This is a genomic window from Pseudomonas sp. PvP089 (assembly GCF_017875165.1).
GTDB lineage: Bacteria > Pseudomonadota > Gammaproteobacteria > Pseudomonadales > Pseudomonadaceae > Aquipseudomonas > Aquipseudomonas fortuita.
This window is the reverse complement of sequence record NZ_JAGGME010000001.1, coordinates 2,499,030-2,520,940: the sequence shown is the minus strand read 5'-3', so window position 1 is coordinate 2,520,940 and position 21,911 is coordinate 2,499,030. Positions and strand designations below refer to the sequence as shown.

20 protein-coding genes are annotated in these 21,911 nt (G+C 61.4%); 11 read left to right on the top strand and 9 right to left on the bottom strand.

What is annotated here, in order from left to right:
• Positions 1–7 precede the first annotated feature (7 nt).
• The 4 genes from J3A71_RS11550 to J3A71_RS11535 form a co-directional block, all read right to left on the bottom strand.
• Entirely contained in the window at positions 8–1,618 is a 1,611-nt protein-coding gene (locus J3A71_RS11550; RefSeq protein WP_016487990.1) for an ABC transporter substrate-binding protein, read from the bottom strand.
• A 55-nt stretch (positions 1,619–1,673) separates the two neighbouring features.
• Positions 1,674–2,711 carry an ABC transporter permease gene (locus J3A71_RS11545; RefSeq protein WP_095115597.1) on the bottom strand — a complete coding sequence of 346 codons (1,038 nt, stop codon included), beginning with the start codon at positions 2,709–2,711 and terminating at the stop codon, positions 1,674–1,676.
• Between the two features lie 66 nt (positions 2,712–2,777).
• Entirely contained in the window at positions 2,778–4,388 is a 1,611-nt protein-coding gene (locus tag J3A71_RS11540; RefSeq protein ID WP_019472022.1) for an ABC transporter substrate-binding protein, read from the bottom strand.
• 69 nt (positions 4,389–4,457) lie between these two features.
• Positions 4,458–5,612 (bottom strand): mandelate racemase family protein, encoded by a 1,155-nt coding sequence (locus J3A71_RS11535; RefSeq protein WP_016487993.1) that lies wholly within the window; start codon positions 5,610–5,612, stop codon positions 4,458–4,460.
• A gap of 340 nt (positions 5,613–5,952) precedes the next feature.
• On the opposite strand from J3A71_RS11535, the gene J3A71_RS11530 reads away from it, so the two are divergent.
• The 3 genes from J3A71_RS11530 to J3A71_RS11520 all read left to right on the top strand — a co-directional run bounded on the left by J3A71_RS11530 (position 5,953) and on the right by J3A71_RS11520 (position 8,491).
• Positions 5,953–6,678 (top strand): oligogalacturonate-specific porin KdgM family protein, encoded by a 726-nt coding sequence (locus J3A71_RS11530; protein WP_095115599.1) that lies wholly within the window; start codon positions 5,953–5,955, stop codon positions 6,676–6,678.
• A gap of 74 nt (positions 6,679–6,752) precedes the next feature.
• Positions 6,753–7,571: an NAD(P)-dependent oxidoreductase gene (locus J3A71_RS11525; RefSeq protein ID WP_095115601.1), complete on the top strand. Its 819-nt coding sequence runs from the start codon at positions 6,753–6,755 to the stop codon at positions 7,569–7,571.
• 26 nt (positions 7,572–7,597) lie between these two features.
• On the top strand, positions 7,598–8,491 hold the full coding sequence (locus J3A71_RS11520) for an SMP-30/gluconolactonase/LRE family protein (RefSeq protein ID WP_096426448.1): 894 nt from the start codon (positions 7,598–7,600) through the stop codon (positions 8,489–8,491).
• 36 nt (positions 8,492–8,527) lie between these two features.
• On the opposite strand, the gene J3A71_RS11515 is transcribed toward J3A71_RS11520, so the two are convergent.
• Entirely contained in the window at positions 8,528–9,682 is a 1,155-nt protein-coding gene (locus tag J3A71_RS11515) for an MFS transporter (RefSeq protein WP_096426449.1), read from the bottom strand.
• Between the two features lie 281 nt (positions 9,683–9,963).
• On the opposite strand from J3A71_RS11515, the gene J3A71_RS11510 reads away from it, so the two are divergent.
• Positions 9,964–11,181 (top strand): amidohydrolase family protein, encoded by a 1,218-nt coding sequence (locus J3A71_RS11510; protein ID WP_023047272.1) that lies wholly within the window; start codon positions 9,964–9,966, stop codon positions 11,179–11,181.
• 222 nt (positions 11,182–11,403) lie between these two features.
• On the opposite strand, the gene J3A71_RS11505 is transcribed toward J3A71_RS11510, so the two are convergent.
• Both J3A71_RS11505 and J3A71_RS11500 read right to left on the bottom strand, forming a co-directional pair.
• Positions 11,404–12,282 (bottom strand): LysR family transcriptional regulator, encoded by an 879-nt coding sequence (locus tag J3A71_RS11505; RefSeq protein WP_060517124.1) that lies wholly within the window; start codon positions 12,280–12,282, stop codon positions 11,404–11,406.
• 129 nt (positions 12,283–12,411) lie between these two features.
• Positions 12,412–14,577 (bottom strand): methyl-accepting chemotaxis protein, encoded by a 2,166-nt coding sequence (locus J3A71_RS11500; RefSeq protein WP_031311758.1) that lies wholly within the window; start codon positions 14,575–14,577, stop codon positions 12,412–12,414.
• 388 nt (positions 14,578–14,965) lie between these two features.
• On the opposite strand from J3A71_RS11500, the gene J3A71_RS11495 reads away from it, so the two are divergent.
• Positions 14,966–15,661: a 3-oxoacid CoA-transferase subunit A gene (locus J3A71_RS11495; RefSeq protein ID WP_016488002.1), complete on the top strand. Its 696-nt coding sequence runs from the start codon at positions 14,966–14,968 to the stop codon at positions 15,659–15,661.
• 8 nt (positions 15,662–15,669) lie between these two features.
• Positions 15,670–16,311, top strand: a complete 642-nt coding sequence (locus J3A71_RS11490; protein ID WP_003251131.1) for a 3-oxoacid CoA-transferase subunit B — start codon at positions 15,670–15,672, stop codon at positions 16,309–16,311.
• A 175-nt stretch (positions 16,312–16,486) separates the two neighbouring features.
• Here the strand turns inward: J3A71_RS11490 and arfB are convergent, their stop codons facing one another.
• Positions 16,487–16,900, bottom strand: a complete 414-nt coding sequence (arfB, locus tag J3A71_RS11485) for an alternative ribosome rescue aminoacyl-tRNA hydrolase ArfB (protein ID WP_060517119.1) — start codon at positions 16,898–16,900, stop codon at positions 16,487–16,489.
• 407 nt (positions 16,901–17,307) lie between these two features.
• Here arfB and J3A71_RS11480 point away from each other — a divergent pair, with 407 nt between their 5' ends.
• Both J3A71_RS11480 and J3A71_RS11475 read left to right on the top strand, forming a co-directional pair.
• Positions 17,308–17,550: a hypothetical protein gene (locus J3A71_RS11480; protein WP_016488005.1), complete on the top strand. Its 243-nt coding sequence runs from the start codon at positions 17,308–17,310 to the stop codon at positions 17,548–17,550.
• Between the two features lie 21 nt (positions 17,551–17,571).
• A complete protein-coding gene (locus J3A71_RS11475) occupies positions 17,572–17,841 on the top strand; it encodes a DUF3077 domain-containing protein (protein ID WP_016488006.1) in 270 nt (89 codons plus the stop codon).
• 99 nt (positions 17,842–17,940) lie between these two features.
• On the opposite strand, the gene J3A71_RS11470 is transcribed toward J3A71_RS11475, so the two are convergent.
• Entirely contained in the window at positions 17,941–18,861 is a 921-nt protein-coding gene (locus tag J3A71_RS11470) for a LysR substrate-binding domain-containing protein (RefSeq protein WP_096426450.1), read from the bottom strand.
• 126 nt (positions 18,862–18,987) lie between these two features.
• On the opposite strand from J3A71_RS11470, the gene J3A71_RS11465 reads away from it, so the two are divergent.
• Genes J3A71_RS11465 through J3A71_RS11455 form a run of 3 tightly spaced genes read left to right on the top strand, consistent with a single transcriptional unit; the run spans position 18,988 to position 21,886 of the window.
• Positions 18,988–19,881: a sugar phosphate isomerase/epimerase family protein gene (locus J3A71_RS11465; RefSeq protein ID WP_024717432.1), complete on the top strand. Its 894-nt coding sequence runs from the start codon at positions 18,988–18,990 to the stop codon at positions 19,879–19,881.
• Positions 19,878–20,657, top strand: coding sequence for an SDR family oxidoreductase (locus J3A71_RS11460; RefSeq protein ID WP_096426451.1), 780 nt, complete (start codon positions 19,878–19,880; stop codon positions 20,655–20,657). Before J3A71_RS11465 ends, J3A71_RS11460 begins: the two co-directional genes overlap by 4 nt.
• A 38-nt stretch (positions 20,658–20,695) precedes the next feature.
• Positions 20,696–21,886, top strand: a complete 1,191-nt coding sequence (locus tag J3A71_RS11455; RefSeq protein WP_245353461.1) for an MFS transporter — start codon at positions 20,696–20,698, stop codon at positions 21,884–21,886.
• Positions 21,887–21,911: the final 25 nt, after the last annotated feature.

The following is a 21,911-nucleotide window of genomic DNA, read 5'->3' as shown; positions in this document are numbered from 1 at the left end:
GACAGGTTCAGCGTTGCTTGTAGACGCCCAGGTAACGGGTCGCCTCGGCGTCATCGCCGGTAAAGCCCTTGACGTCCACCGCGCTCACCGCGGTGTCGGTCATCTGCGAGAGCATCATGATCGGCCCGACCTGCTGGTCGTAGCGCTGCTGGGCCTGGTGGTACAGGCTCACGCGCTTGGCGGCGTCACGCTCGACGCCCGCCTGGTCGATCAGCGCATTGAGCTGTTGATCGAAGAACGACGCGCGCCAGCCCTGAAAGTTGGGCAGGCCCGCACTGTCGCTGTTGTCCGGGTTGTAGACAAAGGTGCGCAGGCTGAAGTACGGGTGCGGGTAGCGCTCGGCACCGCGCGCGACGATCATCTCGAAGTTGCGCGCGCGCATCGCGCCATACACCTGGTTGCCGGTGCCGGTGACGATGCTGGCCTTGATCCCGCCTTCGGCGAGCGTCGACTGCATGCGCGCGGCGATGTCGATGAACGGCGGCTCGGACAAGGTCCGGATGGTGGTGGTGAAGCCTTGCGGGTAGCCGGCTTCGGCCAGCAACGCCTTGGCCTTGGCGACATCCATCTTGTAGCCTGGGTCCGGCAGGCGGGCGTCGAGGCCAAGCTGCATCGGCTGCTGGTTGAGCATGCCGTAGTGCGGCATGACTTGCTCGTCGATGCCTTTGTAGTCGATCAGGTTGCGCACTGCTTCGCGGACTTTCTGGTTGGCGAATTCGGGCTGCTTCATGCTCATCGCCACGTAGTACATGGTGCCGCGCTGCAGCGGTTGCACCTGCAGCTTGGGCGAGCGCTCGATGGCCTTGATGTCTGGCGCGGCCATGCCGTAGACCAGGTCGAGGTCACCGCGCTCGAGCATCAGCCTGAGTGATTGCGACTCGGTCATGTGCCGCACCAGCACCCGCTTCATTTTTGCAGGGCCCGCCCAGTAGCCGTCGAAGCGGGTCATCACCAAGGCGTCGTTGGCGCTCCACTTGGTCAGGGTGAACGGGCCGCTGCCGGCCTCGTTGGTGACTAGCCAGGCGGCGCCCAGGTCGCCGTCCTTCTCGTGCTTCAAGGCTTCCTGGCGGTCGACGATGACCGCGCTGGGCGAGATTGCCAGCGAGTCGATCAGCAGCAGCGGGTCGGCGGGCTGTGGCAGCTCGACCACCAGGGTGTGCGGGTCAGTGGCGCGGATCAGCCCCTGAATGTTGTCGACGCTGTAGCCGTAGGCCTTCCAGGTGGTGGCCAGGCCGAAGTTGAGTTTCATCACGCGGTACAGCGACCAGGCCACGTCTTCGGCGGTGAGCGGGTTGCCGGAATGGAACTTGACGTCGCTGCGCAGGTGGAAGGTGACCTGCTTGCCGTCTTCGCTGATCTCCCAGCGTTCGGCCAACTGTGGCAGGTGTTTTTCCGGGTTGCCCTGGTCGCGCTTGACCAGCGTGTCATACAGGTTGGCGTTGACCCCGGAGGCATCCAGGCCCGGGGCGTTGGCCGGGTCGATGGAAAACAGGTTGACCATGCTCATGCCGACGATCAACTGGTCGGCGGGGGTCTTGGCCTGCACGGCGGCCATCGGCCCCAGTGCCAGCATCGCACCCAGCAGGCTCAGGCGCAGGATCGGAAGTACAGTTTTCATGTGGCTGTCCTTGTTTTTATAGTCATGCACTGTGTTCGCGCTGGCCGCGCGGGGCTTAACGGGTCCTTGGGTCGAACACCTTGTACAGGGCGTCGCTGATCAGGTTCAGGGCGACGAAGATCAGCCCGATCACCAGCACACAGCCCATCACCGCGTTCATGTCACCGAGCATCAGGCTGCTGGTCAGGTACTGACCAAAACCGGGCCAGGCAAACACCGTTTCGATCAGTACCGCGCCTTCGAGCAGCGAGCCGTAGGCCAAAGCGACCACCGTCAGCAGCTGCACGAGGATGTTGCGAAACGCATGGCCCCAGACCACCTGGCGGCGCGACAGGCCCTTGACCCGGGCGGTGATGATGTATTCCTGGGACAGCTGTTCGAGCATGAAGCTGCGGGTCATGCGGCTGATGTAGGCGACCGAGTTGAGGCCCAGGATCAGCCCCGGCAGGACGATGTGCCGCAGCGCGCTGGTGAAGGCTTCCCAGTCGCCGGCCAGGGCCGTGTCGATCAGCAGCAGGCCGGTGATGTCCGGCACCATGCCGTCGTAGGCGAGGTCGATGCGCCCTGCCCCGCCGGCCCAGCCGAGCCAGGCGTAGAACACCAGCAGCCCCATCATGCCGACCCAGAAGATCGGCGTGGAGTAACCAAACAGGGTGATCACCCGTGCCACATGGTCGCCAAGGCGGCCCTGGTTACTGGCCGCGACCACGCCCAGTGGCAAGCCGATGACGATGCCGAAGAGGATTGCCAGGGTGGCCAACTCGATGGTCGCCGGGAACACCCGCTTGATGTCGTCCAGCACCGGGTGGCCGGTCAGCAGGGCGTTGCCGAAATCACCGTGGAGCAGGTCGCTGAGGTACAGCCCGAACTGCACCCAGATCGGCTGGTCCAGGCCCATCGCCCGGTACACCTGGTCGTAGGTGGAGCTGTCGGCGTCCGGACCGACCACGGCCAGCACCGGGTCCAGCGGCATCACCCGGCCAATGAAGAAGGTCAGCGCCAAAAGACCGAGCAGGGTCACCAGGACCGTGCTGGCCCGGCGGGCAGTGCCAGACACGCGCGTGCCCAGCACAGAGGCAGTCGAAACTAACATAACAGGCTCCTGAAAATGCGTTCAGCCAACACCGAGGCGTTCGGGGCGCGCACGCCCCGCTCCCGCTCATCGCGACTTGTAGACGTCTTTGTAGCGGGTGGTGGCCGCACTGTGGGTCTGGTAATCCTGAACATCGTGGTAGACCACCACGGTGTCGGTCATCTGCGACACCGGCAGGATCGCCCCGACCTGCGCGTCCAGGGTCTTCTGGATCTGCTGGTACTGGGCCAGTTGCCTGGTCTTGTCAGGCTCGACTTCGGCCTGCTCGATCAGCGCGTTCAATTCGGGGCTGTAGAACGACGTGCGCCAGCCCTGGAAGTTGCTCAGCTTGGCTTCGTCGCGGTTGTCCGGGTTGTACACCAGGGTCCGCAGGCTCGAATGCGGATGACGCTCGGCCCCGCCACCGCCGCGGCCGACCAGGATGTCGAAGCTGCGTTCGCGCATGGCGCCGTAGATCTGGTTGCCGGTGCCGGTGACGATGGTCGCCTGGATGCCGGCCTGAGCCAGGGTCGCCTGCAGGCTGGAGGCGATGTTGATGAATGGCGGCTCAGTGAGCACGCGGATGGTGGTTTTGAAGCCATTCGGGTAACCGGCTTCGGTCAGCAGTTTTTTCGCCTCGGCGACGTTCAGGGTGTAGCCCGGATCGTCCAGCCGTGCCGGCAGGCCGAGCGGCAATGGGCGCTGGTTGAGCTGGCCGTAGTGCGGCATGACGGTCTGGTTGATGCCTTGGTAGTCGATCAGCGAACGCACCGCGCGGCGCACACGGGCGTCATCGTAGGGCTTGTTCTTGACGCTCAGGGCAACGTAGTAGAGGGTCCCGCGCTGCACGGTCTGTGTGCGCACCTTGTCGGACTTCTCCAGGGCTTCGATGTCGGGTGCGGACATGCCCTTGGCCAGGTCCAGGTCACCGCGCTCGACCATCAGGCGCAGCGACTGCGACTCAGTCATGTTGCGCATGACGATGCGCTTGAGCTTGGCCGGGCCACCCCAGTAACCGTCGTAGCGGCTCATCAGGATCACATCGTTGGCGCGCCAGTCATTGAGGATGAACGGGCCGCTTCCGGCGGCGTGTGTAGTCAGCCAAGCGCCGCCCATGTCGTCGCCCTTCTGGTGTTGCTGAACCACTTTGCGGTCGAGGATGAAGGCACTGGGCGAGGTCGCCAGGGTGTTGAGCACCAACATCGGGTCGGTTGGCCGCGGCAGCTCGAGGACAAAGGTGTGCTCGTCGGCGGCGCGCAGGTACTGGGCGGCGTTGCCGGCGGTGAAGCCGTAAGCCTTCCATGTCGAGGCCAGGGCCAGATTGAGCTTGAGCACGCGCTGCAACGACCAGGCGACGTCTTCGGCAGTCAGCGGGTTGCCCGACTGGAAGGTCACGCCGGGGCGCAGCGTGAAGGTCAGGGTCTTGCGGTCGTCGCTAACCTGCCAGCTTTGCGCCAGAGCCGGTACCAGTTGGTCCGGCTGCTTGACGTCCTGCACCAGCAGCATGTCGTAGAGGTTGGCATTGACCTCGGAGACATCCAGGCCGGTGGCGGCGGCCGGGTCGAGCGACAGCAGGTTGATCATGCTCATGCCGACGATCAACTGGTCGGCGGGGGTCTTGGCGAAAGCGGCAGGTACCGACGTCATCGCCAGCGATGCGGCCAGGACCCCCGCCCAGAATTTGGGGAGAACGCTCATGTGAGATAGCCTTTTTATAGTTATTGGACTCTCGGGCGGCACGCACCAAGGCGTGCCGCCATGCACGAATCAGAAGCTCTGCAGCGTGTTGGTCTCGACGTAGTCGAAGTCGATCTCCTCCCCCAGGCCAGGCAGGTCGGAGAGGTGCACGAAGCCGTCTTCATCCATCGGGTCGACCAGGCGCTTGAGGTAGGCCGGTACTTCGTCATAGTTGAGGAACGGGTGCAGCAGGCCGCGCTCGTACCAGGTGCAGTTCTTGATCGCGCCGACCACCGCCAGGTTGGCCGCGCCGTTGCCGTGGATCTCGCAATCCATGCCAAACGCTTCGGCCATGTGCGCGACCTTCAGGCACGGGGCGATACCGCCGACCCCGGCAACGCCGGCGCGCAGGATGTCACAGACATCGTTCTTGACCCAACTGGCGCGGCTCAGGTGTTTGCCACCGAGGCTTTCCGGGCCCAGCACGGGGATGTCCAACTGGGCGGCCAGCCACGCGTAGGACTCGGCCGAGTCTTCCATCATCGGCTCTTCGAACCAGGCGAAATTCAGCTTCTCCAGCGCACGGCCGACGGTCAGCGCTTCGGTGCGGCTGTACCAGTGATAGCCGTCGATCATCAGCGCGATGTCGGGGCCGACCGCTTCACGTACGGCGGCGCAGGCCTTGATGTCCATGCTCACGCTCGGGGCGAACGACACCGGCGGCATCCAGGTGTGCAGCTTGATCGCCTTGTAGCCGCGCTTGACCAGGGTCTCGGCGAAGCGGCCGTATTCTTCAGGGGTCGACAGGCCGCCCGGCAGCTCGTCACCGCACATGGTCGAACCGTAAGCCGGGACCTTGTCGCGGTAGCCACCGATGAGCTTGTGCACCGGCACCTTGAGCTTGCGCCCGGCCCAGTCCCACAGGGCCTGTTCGACCAGTGCCAGGGCGCGGTCGGTGAGCTGGCTTGCGCTGCCGCGTTGCCAGTGCGCCAGGTCGTGCCAGATTTTTTCGCGGTCGAAGGCATTGGCGCCGACCAGCACCTTGCGCACGAAGCCATCCAGCACGTACGGGCGGATCAGCTCGGGAGCGCCGAAGGCGAAGCCTTCGTTGCCGCACTCAGTCTTGATTCGCAGCAAGGCCATCTTGGCCTGGGTCACGTCGCCCGGATGGGCATGGCCGGCGCTGTCTACAGCGCGGCGCGTGGGGTAGGAAAACACCTGGACGTTTACAGCAGTAATGATCATGGACGTCTGAGCCTTCTTATTGGATTTGTGGCGGGTGAGTCACGCTCTGGGGGCAATCCTACGTCATCATACAACATTTGAAAAGCACCACTTCAAACCGACGAAATAGTCGTGAATAGTCTGCTAAACCCCACCATGTGATCCCCATCACAAAGCTCAACAAAAGCCACAACTACTGATTTAGAGCCTTCTATCAGAGTGATCAGACAACATTTCAATATTTCGTAGACAGCCCCCTGGTCGTACGATAACTTATTTGAAAAATCACGGAGCGCCCCACCCACCTCATCCCGATCACACGCCTCATCACGTCCTCAACAAAAACAAAAAAAGAGATCGCATGAACAACACACTTCGCCGCCTTATCGCCGCCAGTACCCTCGGCTTGTCGTTCTACGCCTGCGCGGACTCCGCCAGCATCAACTACCGGCATGGGTACACCGAAGACGACAGCATTCACTCCGACCGGATAAAGCTGAGCTACCGCAAGGACAGCGGCCTGGGGTTTGCCGCAGAAATCAAATACAAAACTGCCGGCGACCGCGAAGACGTCGCCTACGACAACATGGTCAACAACGGCCATGAGTTCACCGTGGACTACAACTACAAGATGAGCCCCCGGTCGACCTGGACCCCCGCCTTCCAGATGGACAGTTCCAAGGACGCAACCACCTACAAGTTCGGCTTGAAGTACAACTACAAGCTCAGCGACACCTGGTACGTCGCCACCCGCGTACGCCACGACGCACGCAGCCTCGACCGGGATCAGGTCGACCACAGCAAAGCGGACCGCGCCAAGGACAACCAGAACACCACCCGCCTTGAAGGCTGGCTCGGCTACACCCCCAGCGGCCCGTGGGCATTCGAATACCAGTACATCCACTTCACCACCGACTACATCCGTTACGACAACAAGAAGCAGGACTACGAGCAGAACCTGATCATCAAGTACAAGCTCAACAAACAGTGGGCGCCATTCATGGAAGTGGGTGACATCAAGGTCAACAGCTACACGGACGATCGCCAGGCCCGTTGGCGCCTGGGTATCCAGTACAACTTCCTGTAAGGGCAACCGCCCGACCATGCCGGTGTCGTTGCACCACGGCACCCTCATGCAGTTTCAGCAAAAGGCATCCGACAATGACCACGACCAACCGCAAACCCTTCAACCGCCTGCTGCTCACCGGCGCCGCCGGCGGGCTCGGGCAAGTGCTTCGCCAAGCACTGCAAGCACACGCCAACCTCGTGCGCGTATCAGACATCAGCCCCATGGCAGCGGCTGCGGGCGAGCATGAGCAAGTCATCAACTGCGACCTGGCCGACAAGGCCGGCGTATTGGCCCTGGCCGAGGATGTGGACGCCATCGTGCACCTGGGCGGCATCTCCACCGAGCGTGCCTTCGAAGAGATTCTGCAAGCCAACATCGTCGGCACCTTCCACATCTATGAGGCCGCCCGAAAGCACGGCATCAAGCGCGTGGTGTTCGCCAGCTCGAACCATGTCACCGGCTTTTACCCTCAAGGCGAACAGGTAGATGCGCATTCGCCGCGCCGACCAGACTGCTACTACGGGTTGTCGAAGGCCTACGGCGAAGACCTGGCCACGTTCTACTTCCACCGCTACGGCATCGAAACCGTCAGCCTGCGCATCGGCTCTTCATTCCCCGAACCACGCAATGTGCGCATGCTGTCCACCTGGCTGAGCTACGGCGACCTGGCGCATCTGGTAGATCGCGCATTGCTCGCCGAAAACGTCGGCCATACCGTGGTGTACGGTGTCTCAGCCAACCGCGACCTCTGGTGGAGCAACCGCCACGCCGCACACCTGGACTTCAATCCGAAGGACAGTGCCGAGCGCTTCCGCCCGGCCCTGGAGCAGCAGCCAAAGCCCGCTACAGATGACCCGACGGCCCACCTGCAAGGTGGCGCCTTCACCGCTGCCGGCCCTTTTGACGACTAAACCCTGATGGAGCGCGTAATTCTTCCATGACAGCCGAACTGATTACCGATGCACGCAATGCCACAGGCGAAAGCCCGGTCTGGCACCCGCAGGAAAATGCCTTGTACTGGGTAGATATATCGGCAGGCCGCCTGCACCGCTGGCAACCAGACGGCCAGACACATCACTGGGCCGCAGACGAAATGCTCGGCTGCATCGTCCGTAGCCAGCAAGGCCACTGGCTTGGGGCCATGGAGAGCGGGATCTTTCACCTCACCCCCCAGGCTGACGGTCGCCTGGTTGTCGACAAGCGCACCAGCGTCGAACACGCGAGGCCCGGCATGCGTTTCAATGACGGACGTTGTGACCGCCAGGGGCGCTTTTGGGCCGGTACGATGCAAACAAACATGGGCGCCGAGCCGGTGGGTGCGCTTTACCGATATGACGCAACGGCGGACGCAACGGTAAAGCCAATGCAAGCACGACTGGACGAGCTGATCGTGCCCAACGGCATGGCGTTCAGCCCGGACGGCAAAACACTGTATGTCTCCGACTCGCACCCCAGCGTTCAGCTGATCTGGGCCTTCGACTACGACATCGACAGCGGCACACCGCACAACCGCCGAATATTCGTCGACATGAACCAGCACCCCGGCCGACCGGACGGGGCTGCGGTAGATGCCGAGGGTTGCTACTGGATTTGCGCGATCGATGCCGGTCAGGTACTGCGCTTTACCCCCGAAGGGAAGCTGGATCGCGCCCTGCCGCTACCGATAAAGAAACCGACCATGTGCGCATTCGGCGGCCCGCAGCTGGATACGCTGTTCGTGACGTCGATTCGCCCACAAGGCATCGACCTGAGCGACCAGCCCCTGGCCGGCGGCGTGTTCGCGCTCAACCCCGGCGTAAAGGGCTTGCCGGAGCCGATTGCCGGGGGCTGAAGCCTGGGCCGGTATTGGCTGCCACCAGGGGTATGCTCAGTAAGCGGCCTTGCTGGACATCCCCCTGCGACCTGCCCCAAGGCAAGTGACCGCGAAGGCAATCGCCAACGCCCCGGTACCCAACAGGAAAATCAGCTGCTGGTTGGAGCCCTCCACCAGCATGGCGATCAGCGCCGGCGTCACCGCTGCCGCCCCCATCAACGTGATGCTGACCAGCGGTGTGAGCTTGCCAGTCGGGTCGTTGGTGGTAATCAGCGCCATGTAGTACGACAACGACAGCACCCAACCAAAGTTGATCAGCAACAACGCAACGAGCAGCTGCATTGGCGTGCGGGTATGCCCCGTAAGCATGGCGATGGAAATGAACACCGCCACCAGCCCTACGGCGATCATCAATTGGCGATTGACCCGCGCCCCCAGCAGGCTAGGCAGCCCCGCCCCGGGCAAACCACCCAGGGCCGACAGGCCGAATGCCCAGCCGATATCGACGCCGCTGATGCCCTGGTCTCGCGCCAACTGGTCGATGAAGCCCCATACGCAGTAGATGGCGATCTGCATGAACAGCATGCCCACCAGCGCAGTGCGCCCCGTGCGCGCCGAACCACTCTGGGCAGGTGAGGCTTCGCCACTGGCCAGCAACGCCGCCGGGCGACGCGGTAGCACCAGGCTGGCGCCGCAGATGAGCAAGTACCACAGGCCGAACGCGCACAAGGCGGTCACCGTGCCACTTTGCGCGGCCAGCAGCGGCAGCGCTGCGGAAAACAACGAGTACTCGGGCGTTTGCAGCAACAGCATCAACCCGAACGAACGGTCCTGGTTGGGCAAGCGGCCCAGCGTGGACACCGCATAGGCATACACCAGCCCCGCACAGGTGCCGGCCGCCAGGCGCACGATCAGCAGCACGGTGTTGGTGGTGGCAAAGGCGGTCGCGATGCTCAATGCCACGCACAGCGCGCCAACGAACAGGCACAGGCTGCGCCCGCCATGGCGCTTCATCAGCACCGGGCAAAGCAAGGTGCCCAGGGTCATGCCGATCATCTCGACCGACACCACCCAGCCCTGCTGATCGAGTGACAGGCTCAGCTGCTCTGTGACCAAACCCATGAAGATGGGTTGTACGCCACAGACGATGAAGGAAGTACAGGCGATGAAAATCAGCGCGGCACGCAGCAGCTTGGAATCTTGCGTCATGGGGACCCCGACACGGCATTTGTTTTTATTGTGTGTGGCGACCTGCCCGAAGGGCGCCGTAGCTGGCGGCGAGGCGGGTCTCGGTGGCAATCGTGGGCCGACATTGCGGGCTTTGAAAGTTAATTATCGGCATCCACGTCAGTGGGCTTTTTAATACAGGTCAGCATCCCCTGCCTGCATCCAGAAATGCACTGCACCCGATCCTGATAATTAATTGGAGACAGGCCCACATCCCCCCTACCGTGGTACGTCACCCAAGCCTCCGTAAAAAAGGCCCGATCATGAACGACCGTGAGTTCATCAACGCTATCGATGCCGATGGCAAGCCCCTGCACATTGCCGTAACCAACGGCCGCATCACCCACATCGGCCCGCAACGCGCCAGCACCCCAGCCCGTGAAACCATCGACCTCGAAGGCCTGCTGGTGCTGCCAGGCTTTGTCGATGGCCACATTCACCTGGACAAGAGCTTTGTCGGCGACCGCTGGCGACCGCACCAACCCGTGGCCAGCCTGCGCGAGCGCCTGGCCGTGGAAAAACGCGAACTGGCCAGTGCCCCACCCATCGTCGAGCGCGCCGATGCGCTGATGTGCCAAGCTGCCTCGTTCGGCACCCTGGCGATGCGCTGCCACGTGGACGTAGACGCCACCACCGGCCTGACCAACCTGCACGCCATGCTCCAAGCCCGGGACAAGTGGAAAGACCTGCTCGACATCGAGCTGGTGGCCTTCCCTCAGGCCGGTGTGGTGACCTGCCCCGGTACGGCTGAAGTGATGGAAGCGGCCATCCGCGAAGGCGTGCAGGTGGTCGGCGGCATCGACCCCACCACACTGGATGGCGACGCCGACGCCCAACTGGACATCGTGTTCGGTATCGCCGAGCGCCATGGCGTGAAGGTTGATATCCACCTGCACGAACCCGGCGACATCTGCATCGCTCAGCTCCAACGCATCGCTGCGCGCACCCAGGCACTGGGCATGCAAGGCCTGGTGGCGGTCAGCCACGCCTATGGCCTGGGCGACGTATCCGATGCTGTTGTCGACCGCACGGCCGAAGTGCTGGCCGGCGCAGGCATCTCCATCATGACCAACGCCCCCGGCGAACATGCGTTTCCCCCCGTACTGCGCCTGCGTGACGGCGGCGTGCGGGTATTTACCGGCAACGACAACATCCAGGACGCCTGGTGGCCCTACGGCAATGGCGACATGCTGCAAAGGGCCATGCTGGTCAGCTACCGCTCGGGCTTCAATACCGATGAGGAGCTGCGGGTTGCGCTGGAAATGGCGACCGAAGCCAGTGCCGGGGTGATGGGCAAGCAGGACTATGGGTTGAAGGTTGGTAACGAGGCCAGCTTCGTTCTGTTCAGGGCACCGAATGCTGCTGCGGCGGTGGCAGCGGCCATTCATGAACGGGTGATCGTGCGCCACGGCGCGTTCTGGGGCAGGCCTGCACAGTTGCAGTTGAAGGCTGCGCAGTTCGCCACGGAAATCCACCGTTAAAACCCCTGGCAGAGCACAGATTTTAAGCCCTGCGCGCCCCCTTGTGGGAGCGGGCAAGCCCGCGAAGCAGGCGGCGCGGTGGATGGCACGGGCTTCGCCCGTGTTCGCGGGCATGCCCGCTCCCACAGTGATCGCGAAAGCTTTCAGATTTGAGCAAGACAGTTGCTCCCACAAAGTACGCGACTCGGTTTCAGACTTTGCACTCTGAGCGAAGGCGCATTCTTACTCCGCCTCAGCCCGCAAGATCCCGATCAGGATTTCGGCCAGCGCCACGACCATAGGGTCTGCGGTAGGCCGATGAAAAATCGCCGCCTCGAACACCTTGATAGGCTTGAACCCCTGCTCCGCCCCGAGCACTCGATGCCCACCCGTCACTACCCGCGACGGCAAGAGGCTAACCCCTAACCCGTTAGCCACCGCCTCCTGAATCCCCGCCAGGCTCGAACTGGTAAAAGCGATCCGCCAACTGCGCCCCATTGCCTCGACGGCACCGATCATGTCATCCCGGTACAACCCGCGTGGCGGAAAGGTCACCAGCGGAATCGGGTCCTGGGCAAAACACGGGTACTGCGCACTGTCGATCCATTCGATGCGCTCCGGCTGGCACGCATTGGCCTCACGGCTGTGGCGCCGCTGCTTGATCAGCACCAGGTCCAGCTCGCCACGGTCATAGGTGCTCATCAAGTCCCGGCTAAGCCCTCCGGTAATTTCCAGCTTTACCGTCGGGTTGCGGCGGTTGAACGCCGCCAGCGCCTGCATCGTCTTGCCCGCGACAAAATCGTCCGGCAGGCCGATGCGCACGGTCACCGTCACCCCGCCCGACATGGCTTCGGTCAACTGGCTGCTCACCGCCAGCAAGTGCCGCGCATACCCCAGCAGGGTTTCCCCCGCATCGGTCGGGTGCACCTCGCGGTTGCTGCGGTCGAGCAGCTGCTGGCCGACCATTTCCTCCAGCCGGCGCACCTTCTGGCTGACCGTGGACTGGGTGGAGTGCAGGCGCGCGGCAGCGGTGGTGAAACTGCCGCAGTCGGCCACCATGACCACGGTGCGGAGCATGTCCAGGTCATAGATGGCGCGGTTGGGTTTGATGGAGTCTGGCATTTGACGGGTTCAGCTTTCTGGATGGGGCTGGGTACATGATGCCTGAAGCTGGAATGCATGATGCATTGCCCGAGGGCACGGCATGCCTTGTACGCATGCACGAACCGTTTCGCGCACCCGATCTTGTGCTCAAGCTGCAGCGGCCCCCTTACCCTCACCGCTGACCTCGAACTGCCCTACCAGCTTCTGCAGCTTGCCAGCATCCACCCGCACCTTCTGCGCGCTGCTCTGCAGCACCACCGCGGTCTGCTGCATCTCGCTGGAGGACTGGTTGACCTGCTCGATGGTCTTGCCATATTCCACGCTTCGCCGGTTGAGCTGCTGGATGATGGCGAACATGCTTTCCACGGCCTGGTGCAGTTGGACGTTCTCGGACGAAGCGTCTTCGGCAAGGCGCAGGCTGTTGTCCACGTCCTGTACGCCCTGCTCCATGAAACTGACGGCCTGGCGGGTTTCGCCCTGTAGGCTCTCGACCATGTGGCGAATGTCTTCGGCCGCGCGCGCGGTTCGCGCGGCCAGGCTGCGCACCTCGTCGGCCACCACCGCAAAACCACGACCATGCTCGCCGGCGCGCGCCGCCTCGATGGCGGCATTGAGCGCCAGCAGGTTGGTCTGGTTGGTGATGTCGCTGATCAGCCCGGTGATGTTGTCGATCTCGACCATGCGGCTGTCAAGCCGCTGCACGCTGGATGACGAGCGCGCCACCACATCGCGAATGGACTGGGTGCCTGCCTGCACCGCCAGAAACTGCTCGCGGGCACGGCTGACCACCTCGTCCATGGCCTGCTTCATCTGTTCGGCGCTGACCGACGCCTGCTGCAGTTCGCCAAGCTGCTCCTCCATGATGATCATCATCTGATGCACCGCATCAGCCACATCGGCGGAGCTCACGCTGGCCGCCTGGCTGCGCCCGAGCATCATCTGGTTGGTACTGCCGACCGTGCGGCTGGCCTTGACCACCTGGCCCACCACCGCGTCCAGGCGGTCGATGAAACTGTTGATCCAGCGCGCCATATCGCCGCTCTCGTCATTGCCCAGGGTGCTGGTGTCCAGGCGCTGACGCAGGTTGCCTTCACCCTCGGCGATGGTACGCAGCACGCCGCTCATGCCATTAAGCCTGGCAGCCAGGCGCTTGGGCCCAAATACGCCGAACAACAGCGTGGCGCCGAGCATGCTCAAGCCCAGAACAACATCGTTCAGCCCTTGCGCCAGGCCGGCATAGTGCTGCACCAGGTAGTTGCAGCCGAACAACCCGGCCATGGTCGCCACATAGGGTTTCATCAACCCATGACTCAGCGAGCGGCGGCGGTAGACCTCCTCCAGGTCGGCTTCGCACATCATGCCCCAGCGGTCAGGCGAGCCCGGCAACTGGAACGTTACGCCCTTGCCGACCACTGGTACGTGGCGGTAATCCGAGTAACCCGGGTAGGTCACGAACAGGTTGGCACCACGCCTGATGGTTTCCCTTACCCCAGGGTGCAGTTCGCGCGTGGAGGGGTCGGTGAAGCGCAGTTCCAGTTCGGTATGGCGCTGGACCTGTACGGTGGACCAAGGCGTGTGCACTCCACTTTTGAGGTTTTCGCCGTGGGTGAAGGTGCCGTCCTCGAAGCGCGAGCGCGACAGGGCCGTGCCGGGCTGGATCGCCGGGTCGAAGCGCGACTGCGCCATGAACAGGTAGTTGTCGCCCGACTCGGCGAAAATATGCCCGGCCTCGCGCTGGATCAGGTCACCCAGAACATCGTTGGGTACCCGACCGCACAGGCAGCCAAGGACTTTACCGCCAGCCTTCACCGGCTGGTAGAACATCAGCGTCACTTCGTCGTGGAAGCGTGAAGACGACGGGCCGATGCGCAGGGTCAGCGGGTCGCTGTAAGGGCCATGCAGAAAGGGCGCCTTCAGCCCTTGGGCCAGCGCTGCAGTCTGCTCGATACGTGGCGTACCACGTTGTGGCCAGGTCGAGGTGATGATGCTGCCCGCAGCATCGACGACAAACAACTCGGAAAAGTCTTCGGCCTGCGCCAGTTTGTCCCGCAGCAGCGTGCTATCGGGTTGAGCGAACCCTTGCGCGAGTTGTTCTGCAAGTTCAGCCAAATGCTCCCAGTGCTCGTTCGCCCAGTCATGCAACAAACGCATGCGGGTCTGGGCAATGGCTTCGAAGGTTTGTTCGATCTGCGGATAGCTCGCCCGGTTCAGGCGACATGCCCAGCCCATGCTGAGCTTTCCGGTTTTACCGAACCAGGGCAACCAGCCCTTCTCACTCGATGACAACGCCATCGAACCACTGGAAAGCGACATTATCTTCACCATACGCGACATCGGATGGCAATCTGATAGCAATTCGCACGCCAACGGCGGGAGCGGTGATAAATGGGGAATTCAAGTCATTGAATGCACAGCACTTGTGCAAGAAAGGTTATGCCAGGCCCTGCATGCACCAACGAGGCGCAAACCAGATGAAATCAGGCCCTTGTCCGAAATGTGACAAATAGCCACCAGAACTGCTCGCACATCGCACAACAGTTCGATAATCGCACAAATTCCGCTAAACCCCCTCTACTGTTGCCCTATCTTGCGGCACGCTATAGCGAAAGTCAGCAACCCATTTCAAGCGCTGACAGGCCTGATCGCTTCAACGCGCCGGCCAGCCCGACAACCCTACTCCAGGAACAACCAGGAGCTCGCCTTGATCAACAAAACGTACGAGTCCATCGCCAGCGCGGTGGAAGGGATCACCGACGGTTCGACCATCATGGTCGGTGGCTTCGGCACAGCCGGCATGCCGTCCGAGCTGATCGATGGCCTGATCGCAACCGGTGCCCGCGACCTGACCATTATCAGCAACAACGCCGGTAACGGCGAGATCGGCCTGGCCGCCCTGCTCATGGCGGGCAGCGTGCGCAAGGTGGTCTGCTCGTTCCCGCGCCAGTCCGACTCCTACGTGTTCGACGAACTGTACCGGGCCGGCAAGATCGAGCTGGAAGTGGTCCCGCAAGGCAACCTGGCCGAGCGCATCCGCGCAGCGGGTTCGGGCATTGGTGCGTTCTTCTCGCCGACCGGCTACGGCACCCTGCTGGCCGAAGGCAAGGAAACCCGTGAAATCGACGGCCGCATGTACGTGCTGGAAATGCCGCTGCACGCCGACTTTGCGCTGATCAAGGCGCACAAGGGTGACCGTTGGGGCAACCTGACCTACCGCAAGGCCGCCCGTAACTTCGGCCCGATCATGGCCATGGCTGCCAAGACCGCCATCGCCCAGGTCGACCAGGTTGTCGAACTCGGTGAACTGGACCCGGAACACATCATCACCCCGGGTATCTTCGTCCAGCGCGTGGTTGCCGTTTCCGGTGCTGCCGCTTCTTCGATTGCCAACGCTGTCTGAGGCCTGCCATGACCATCACCAAAAAGCTCTCCCGCACCGAGATGGCCCAGCGCGTGGCCGCAGACATCCAGGAAGGCGCGTACGTAAACCTGGGCATCGGCGCCCCCACCCTGGTGGCCAACTACCTGGGCGACAAGGAAGTCTTCCTGCACAGCGAGAACGGCCTGCTGGGCATGGGCCCAAGCCCTGCGCCGGGCGAGGAAGACGATGACCTGATCAACGCCGGCAAGCAGCACGTGACTCTGCTGACCGGTGGCGCCTTCTTCCACCATGCCGACTCGTTCTCGATGATGCGTGGCGGCCACCTGGACATCGCCGTACTGGGCGCCTTCCAGGTGTCGGTCAAGGGCGACCTGGCCAACTGGCACACCGGCGCCGAAGGCTCGATCCCGGCTGTAGGCGGCGCGATGGACCTGGCCACCGGCGCCCGCCAGGTGTTCGTGATGATGGACCACCTGACCAAGACCGGCGAAAGCAAGCTGGTGCCCGAGTGCACCTACCCGCTGACCGGCATTGCGTGCGTCAGCCGCATCTACACCGACCTGGCCGTACTGGAAGTAACGCCTGAAGGGCTGAAAGTGGTCGAGATTTGTGCAGATATCGACTTTGACGAGTTGCAGAAGCTGAGCGGTGTGCCGCTGATCAAGTGATCTTGCGTGTTGGCTTACGCGGACCTTTGTAGGAGCGGCCTTGTGCCGCGAAGGGGCTGCAAAGCAGCCCCAGCAATAGTTGATGTTACGCCAAAACCCGGGGGCCGCTTTGCAGCCGGACTAGCCACGCTGGCATCGCAGAGCCCAGACTTGCCAGCGACGGTCCGACACCGCCCTAGAAATCCACCTTGCCCCGACCCGCCTTGACAGTGCTCCGCCTGGCTTTCCCTTCAAGCCGGCGGGTCTTCGAGCCGAGGGTCGGTTTGGTGGGGCGGCGTTTCTTTTCGGTCTTGCCGGCAGCGATGATCAACTCGCCAAGACGCGCCAGTGCGTCAGCACGGTTCTGCTCCTGGGTGCGATATTGTTGGGCCTTGATGATCAACACACCGTCGCCGGTGATGCGACTGTCACGCAGCGCCAGCAGCCGCTCCTTGTAGAACTCGGGCAACGATGAGGCCGGGATGTCGAAGCGCAGGTGCACGGCGCTGGACACCTTGTTGACATTCTGCCCACCCGCGCCTTGCGCGCGGATATAGGTCAGTTCGATTTCGGCATCCGGCAGATGCACGTTATTGGAGATGGTCAGCATGGTATGGCCCTTGTCATTGCCGCCATTATCACAGCCTTGGCAGCGCTCCCATAGAACAATGCACGATTCCTTGCTATCCCCACCCAAGATGATGTCTATCTGTGTCGAAAAATCAGAATTTTTCGCTTTCTTGTAGGGCATTTCCCAAAGATACTGTTGCCGCCTATTTTCCGTTGCGGGTGCCCTGTTGGGGCTCTAGTCTGGGCCGGTCGTTGCTCATCAGCGACACGGCTTTGACAGGCCGTAACGGTTTAAGCATTACGGCTTTCCTTCTATGGTGGCTGTGCGTGGGGCACGCTTGCGTGCGCCGGAACTTGCTTATTCCGCCGGTCTGTCAACCCACGTACAGCTACCACCCTTCTGTTTGACAGCAGTCAGGTAGTGGCATCCATAGAGGTAATAAGCAAATGTTAAAGATGGTCCCCGACCCACCCCACACCCTCCACTCCCTCGAAGACACTCTCATCCAAGCCGCGGAATATGCCGTCTGCGCGCTAGCCATTTCGCAACAAGCGATGCTGATGCAGCCCAAGTCACCTGCAGCGGTGCTGATGATGGCGACGACCCATGAGCTTGAGTCCCTGCGCTCGTTACTTGAGTCCGCATTGATTCAGGCACAGACGCCGAACGAGCCGCGAATGCAGCACTGAGCCGATCCGGGAGATGGACACATGACTACTGACGAATCGACCGAACAAACCACAGTAGGCAAGACCACGTTCTACCAGGGTGAAAACCAGACACACCCACTGTTTCGCATCGAAGCCGGGATTCCCTGCAAAAGCGCTCGGGAGCAATCCTCGGAGCTGATGGGGTACGTGCGGGAGCTGACGATTATCGGGTTGATGGATGAGAAACCGATGATGATCTGGGCTGCTCATTATCTGAGTGCGCTGGCCAAGGCACTGATGGATGATGCCGAGCTGGGCATGATGCGCTGATTTGCCTGGCCTCCAGCATTGGCTCGAAAAGCGCCTAATGCCCCAACCCAATGCAAAAAAGCCCCAGCATCTCTGCCGGGGCTTTGGCGGGGCTCAGAATCAACTCTGAGATTGTGTTTGTGCGCACCATTGCCTCAGCAGTTCGGCAAAAACGGTGGCCGCCTCTGATAGGGGCCGGTCTGTCGGAGATGTTAATCCGATCGGAGCTCGAAGCAGCGTGCTGCTGAAGGGCAGTCGTTTAACCAGCCCCATGCGCATATCAAGGTCAACCACCCCCCGCTGAACAAACCAGACCCCATCGTAATCCTGCACGTATACCCGCGAGAACGTCTCACTCAGGGATTCCTGTATTTGAAACCCCTCTAGCCCGCCCTTGGAGAGTAGAAAGTTGTCTACGCTGATCCGCACCAAGGTTCCATGCGGCGATACGACGAGCGTGTAGGGGCGCAGATCATCCAGCTCAAGATGCCGATGCTGGGCAAGCGGATGGCCGCTGCGCACCACTAGCACCAGATCTTCTTCGTAGAGTGCCTCGAACACTACACCCACCATGTCCCGTCCGATCAGGCGCCCAACGATCAAATCAAGCTCACGCGTGCGCAGCTTGCCCACCAGGTAATCGTAAATACCGGAAGCGACCTGCACCTGGATATGCGGGTATCGCTGACGCATCTGCTCCACGACAGGTGCAAGCATGTAACCAGCAGCAGTCGGTAATGCACCAACTTTCAGAACCTGAGGCGCTTGGGGCGCGTCTTTTACGTCCTCCATGGCCAGCCTGAAGCTGGCCATGGCCTGAGAAGCGTGCTTGCTGAACGCCTCCCCCGCTTGCGTCAGTTGTATGCCTTTTCGCCCACGCACCAGCAACTGGGCATCCAGTTCCTGCTCAAGCTCCTTGACGCTCTTGGATACTGCCGACAACGTGATGTGAAGAAGTTTGGAAGCCGTCACCAGGCTGCCAGAGCTGACGACAGCGAGGAACACCTTGAAGTGACGAAGGCTGATGGGGGATGGTTTCATGCAACGAATCCTTTGATCAACCTACAGGTTAATCAACGGTGGCTTTTATATCAATTTAATGAACCAACAGTTTGATTTAGCATCGAGCCACCCCACCAACTCGGGGTGTGATTAAGGTGCCAATCAATGACACAACAAAAAACGCCGCGCCTAGGCGTCTCTAGCGCTTCGCTACCTTCCCTTTCCCCAGAGCATCTCGTGGAGCACTTGGCGCGAGAAGGCTACCAAGGCGTGGAATGGCGGGTGGCGAATATCGATGGCCTGGATAACAGACGCCCATGGGACGCGCGAAGCAATAATCGCTGCACCGTGGCGCCTACCCCTCAGGCAGTCGATCGTATCTACCGGCACTGCCAGGCGCATGGTCTCGAGATCTTCGGGCTTAGTCCTTACCTGGAGGTCGGCGACATTGAAAATGCTCGCCTCCTGATCGACCTTGCAGCTCAAGCGGGTCAAGCACGGCTTCGACTCTGGGCGCCTGGCTACCAGCATCAGCGTTACGCCGTGGGCTACTCCAGAATGCGCCGATTCCTGGATGACATCGTCCCGCTGGCCGAAAAATCGGGCATCCAGCTCGCCCTTGAAGTCCACCAGCGAACCATCTGCTCAAGCCCTTCGCTTGCGATGCGTGTCGCTGAGCACTATCCCACGCAGCAGCTAGGCATCATTTACGACCTTGGCAACCTCGCAATCGAGGGCCGAGAGGACGTGCAGTTATCCCTCGACCTGATGGGCGATCACCTCGCTCACGTACAGGTTAAAAATGTCGCGTATGTCCCGCAGGCCCCGGGCGAGGGCTGGACCTGGGAATGGTGTCCGCCAGATGAGGGGGTGCTGCCACTTCAATCCATGCTGAAAACGCTCCAAAAAAACGGTTTCGACGATTGGATCTCGATTGAGGATTTTGACTCGAGCCATCCGGACGTAACGAAGCTGTCCCGGAACCGGGATCTCGTGCGTCGCTACATGAAAATGACCACCGTCGCTTCCGATACAAGCCTTGAGGTACCGTGCCAATGAATACAACACATGAAAATCGCCGCGTTGCACTCGTCACCGGCGCCGCTGGAGAACTGGGGCGCGCAATCTGCGTTCGCTTGGCCAGAGACGGGTTGCACATTGCCGCAGTTGATATCGACCTGGACACAACTCAGGCCTTTCTCCAGCAGCTTCAACTGGCGCCCGGCCAAAGTGCGGTGGCAGTCCAGGCTGATCTCGGCCTCCCCTCATCGATCAGTGAAATGGTCGAGCAGGTGGGGCAGCGGTTCGGTCGCATCGACGTCGTGGTCAACAACGCTGCGGTCAATCACCGAGGCTCTATCTACGATTTCGACGTGGCGAAATGGGATCACATGATGGCCGTGAACCTGCGCGCTCCAGCCCTGATCTGCCAGCACGTCGCACCTTACTGGCAGCGCCAGGCCAGTGGTCGAGTGATCAACATGGTTTCGCGGTGCTGGGTCGCGGGCGGCCCTCCAGCTTATGTGGCATGCAAGGCTGGTTTGGTAGGCCTGACACGATCGATGGCCAGAGAATTAGCCGCACACAACGTCACGGTGAATGCCATCGCGCCAGGCCTTTTACCCTCCGCATTCACACTGGATGGGCGTGATGCAGAGAGCTTCGAGCGTATGGCGCAGGGATCAATCAGCAATACACCGCTCAAGCGCCTGGCCAAGCCAGAAGACATCGCTGGAACAACTTCATATCTGGCATCTGAGGACGCCGCATTCGTAACTGCCGAAGTCATCCATGTCTGCGGCGGCAGCCAGCTCGCGCCATTTGGCAGTCGCTGAGTTCTCCTGAAAAAGACAATTACAATAAAGGTCCCATCATGCATTCAGATGCCACGAACCAACGGCGCATGGCCCGCAGGGCTGCCTTCGGCAGCTTCCTGGGTAGCGTTGTCGAGTATTACGACTTCTTCATTTACGGCTCAGCCGCGGCCCTGGTTTTCAGCACCCTGTTCTTCCCCTCGAACGACCCTATGGCGGGAACGCTTGCTGCGCTTGCCACCTTCGGCGTTGGCTACATAGCGCGCCCAATCGGCGCATTGGTTTGCGGGCACCTGGGTGATAAATGGGGCCGCAAACAAGTGCTGATGATGACGCTGCTATTGATGGGTTTAGCGACGTTTACCATTGGCCTTCTGCCCACCTATGCAACTGTCGGCGCGTGGGCACCCGCTCTGTTGGTGTTTTGTCGATTGCTCCAAGGGTTCTCTGCAGGTGGCGAGCAGGTGGGGGCAAGCTTGCTGACGATGGAGCATGCTCCGGGTAAGAGTAAGGGGTTCTACACCAGCTGGTTGATCAATGGCGCCTCGATGGGGTCTATCCTCGCCACCTCAGTGTTCATCCCTCTATCGATGTTGAGTGAAGAGCAGCTTCTAAGCTGGGGGTGGCGCATTCCGTTCTTGCTCAGTGCAGTAATGGTCGTGATCACTTGGATCATCCGTCGGGGCGTGGAAGAAAGCCCCGAGTTCAAAGCAAGCCAACCAGCAAATGACCTTCCGCCTGTCGTCGAACTCATGCGCAACGAACGTCGCGCTTTCTTTACGGTATTTTGCTGCGCATTGATCTGTTCAGTTTCCTCCCTTGTGATGATTTTCGGGCTGTCCTGGGCCACCAACAACCAAGGGATCGATCGCCCATCCATGCTCACTGCGATTGCAGCGAGTCAGGCAGTAGCCTTGGTCTGTCAGCCTTTGTTCGGCTTGCTGGGAGACCGAATCGGGCGCAAGACAATTTTCACGGTTGGCGCATTCGCTTGTAGTGCGGGGGTGTTCTTCTTCCTGTGGTCAATCACCACCGGGAGCATCGGCCTGATCATCTTCAGCACTGTTGTACTCAAATCTGTGCTTTACAGCGCCCCCAATGCGCTGTGGCCATCGTTCTACGCCGAGATGTTCAGCATCCGCGTGCGCTACACCGGTGTCGGTCTGGCGACTCAGCTGAGCTTCATCTGCGGATTCCACGCTGACTCGGACACCCATTCCACGCGCATCCGGACAGTGATTCCACGCTGATCCGGACACTCATTCCACGAGCATC

What these genes read in the sequence shown, in the direction of transcription:
- J3A71_RS11455 (WP_245353461.1), top strand. Translation starts at nt 20,696, where the DNA reads ATGCATTCAGATGCCACGAACCAACGGCGCATGGCCCGCAGGGCTGCC.
- arfB (WP_060517119.1), bottom strand. Translation starts at nt 16,900, where the DNA reads ATGCTGACCATCTCCAATAACGTGCATCTGCCGGATGCCGAAATCGAA.
- J3A71_RS11505 (WP_060517124.1), bottom strand. Translation starts at nt 12,282, where the DNA reads ATGCCAGACTCCATCAAACCCAACCGCGCCATCTATGACCTGGACATG.
- J3A71_RS11470 (WP_096426450.1), bottom strand. Translation starts at nt 18,861, where the DNA reads ATGAAACCATCCCCCATCAGCCTTCGTCACTTCAAGGTGTTCCTCGCT.
- J3A71_RS11540 (WP_019472022.1), bottom strand. Translation starts at nt 4,388, where the DNA reads ATGAGCGTTCTCCCCAAATTCTGGGCGGGGGTCCTGGCCGCATCGCTG.
- J3A71_RS11525 (WP_095115601.1), top strand. Translation starts at nt 6,753, where the DNA reads ATGACCACGACCAACCGCAAACCCTTCAACCGCCTGCTGCTCACCGGC.
- J3A71_RS11490 (WP_003251131.1), top strand. Translation starts at nt 15,670, where the DNA reads ATGACCATCACCAAAAAGCTCTCCCGCACCGAGATGGCCCAGCGCGTG.
- J3A71_RS11520 (WP_096426448.1), top strand. Translation starts at nt 7,598, where the DNA reads ATGACAGCCGAACTGATTACCGATGCACGCAATGCCACAGGCGAAAGC.
- J3A71_RS11465 (WP_024717432.1), top strand. Translation starts at nt 18,988, where the DNA reads ATGACACAACAAAAAACGCCGCGCCTAGGCGTCTCTAGCGCTTCGCTA.
- J3A71_RS11530 (WP_095115599.1), top strand. Translation starts at nt 5,953, where the DNA reads ATGAACAACACACTTCGCCGCCTTATCGCCGCCAGTACCCTCGGCTTG.
- J3A71_RS11550 (WP_016487990.1), bottom strand. Translation starts at nt 1,618, where the DNA reads ATGAAAACTGTACTTCCGATCCTGCGCCTGAGCCTGCTGGGTGCGATG.
- J3A71_RS11480 (WP_016488005.1), top strand. Translation starts at nt 17,308, where the DNA reads ATGTTAAAGATGGTCCCCGACCCACCCCACACCCTCCACTCCCTCGAA.
- J3A71_RS11475 (WP_016488006.1), top strand. Translation starts at nt 17,572, where the DNA reads ATGACTACTGACGAATCGACCGAACAAACCACAGTAGGCAAGACCACG.
- J3A71_RS11515 (WP_096426449.1), bottom strand. Translation starts at nt 9,682, where the DNA reads ATGACGCAAGATTCCAAGCTGCTGCGTGCCGCGCTGATTTTCATCGCC.
- J3A71_RS11545 (WP_095115597.1), bottom strand. Translation starts at nt 2,711, where the DNA reads ATGTTAGTTTCGACTGCCTCTGTGCTGGGCACGCGCGTGTCTGGCACT.
- J3A71_RS11510 (WP_023047272.1), top strand. Translation starts at nt 9,964, where the DNA reads ATGAACGACCGTGAGTTCATCAACGCTATCGATGCCGATGGCAAGCCC.
- J3A71_RS11500 (WP_031311758.1), bottom strand. Translation starts at nt 14,577, where the DNA reads ATGTCGCTTTCCAGTGGTTCGATGGCGTTGTCATCGAGTGAGAAGGGC.
- J3A71_RS11535 (WP_016487993.1), bottom strand. Translation starts at nt 5,612, where the DNA reads ATGATCATTACTGCTGTAAACGTCCAGGTGTTTTCCTACCCCACGCGC.
- J3A71_RS11460 (WP_096426451.1), top strand. Translation starts at nt 19,878, where the DNA reads ATGAATACAACACATGAAAATCGCCGCGTTGCACTCGTCACCGGCGCC.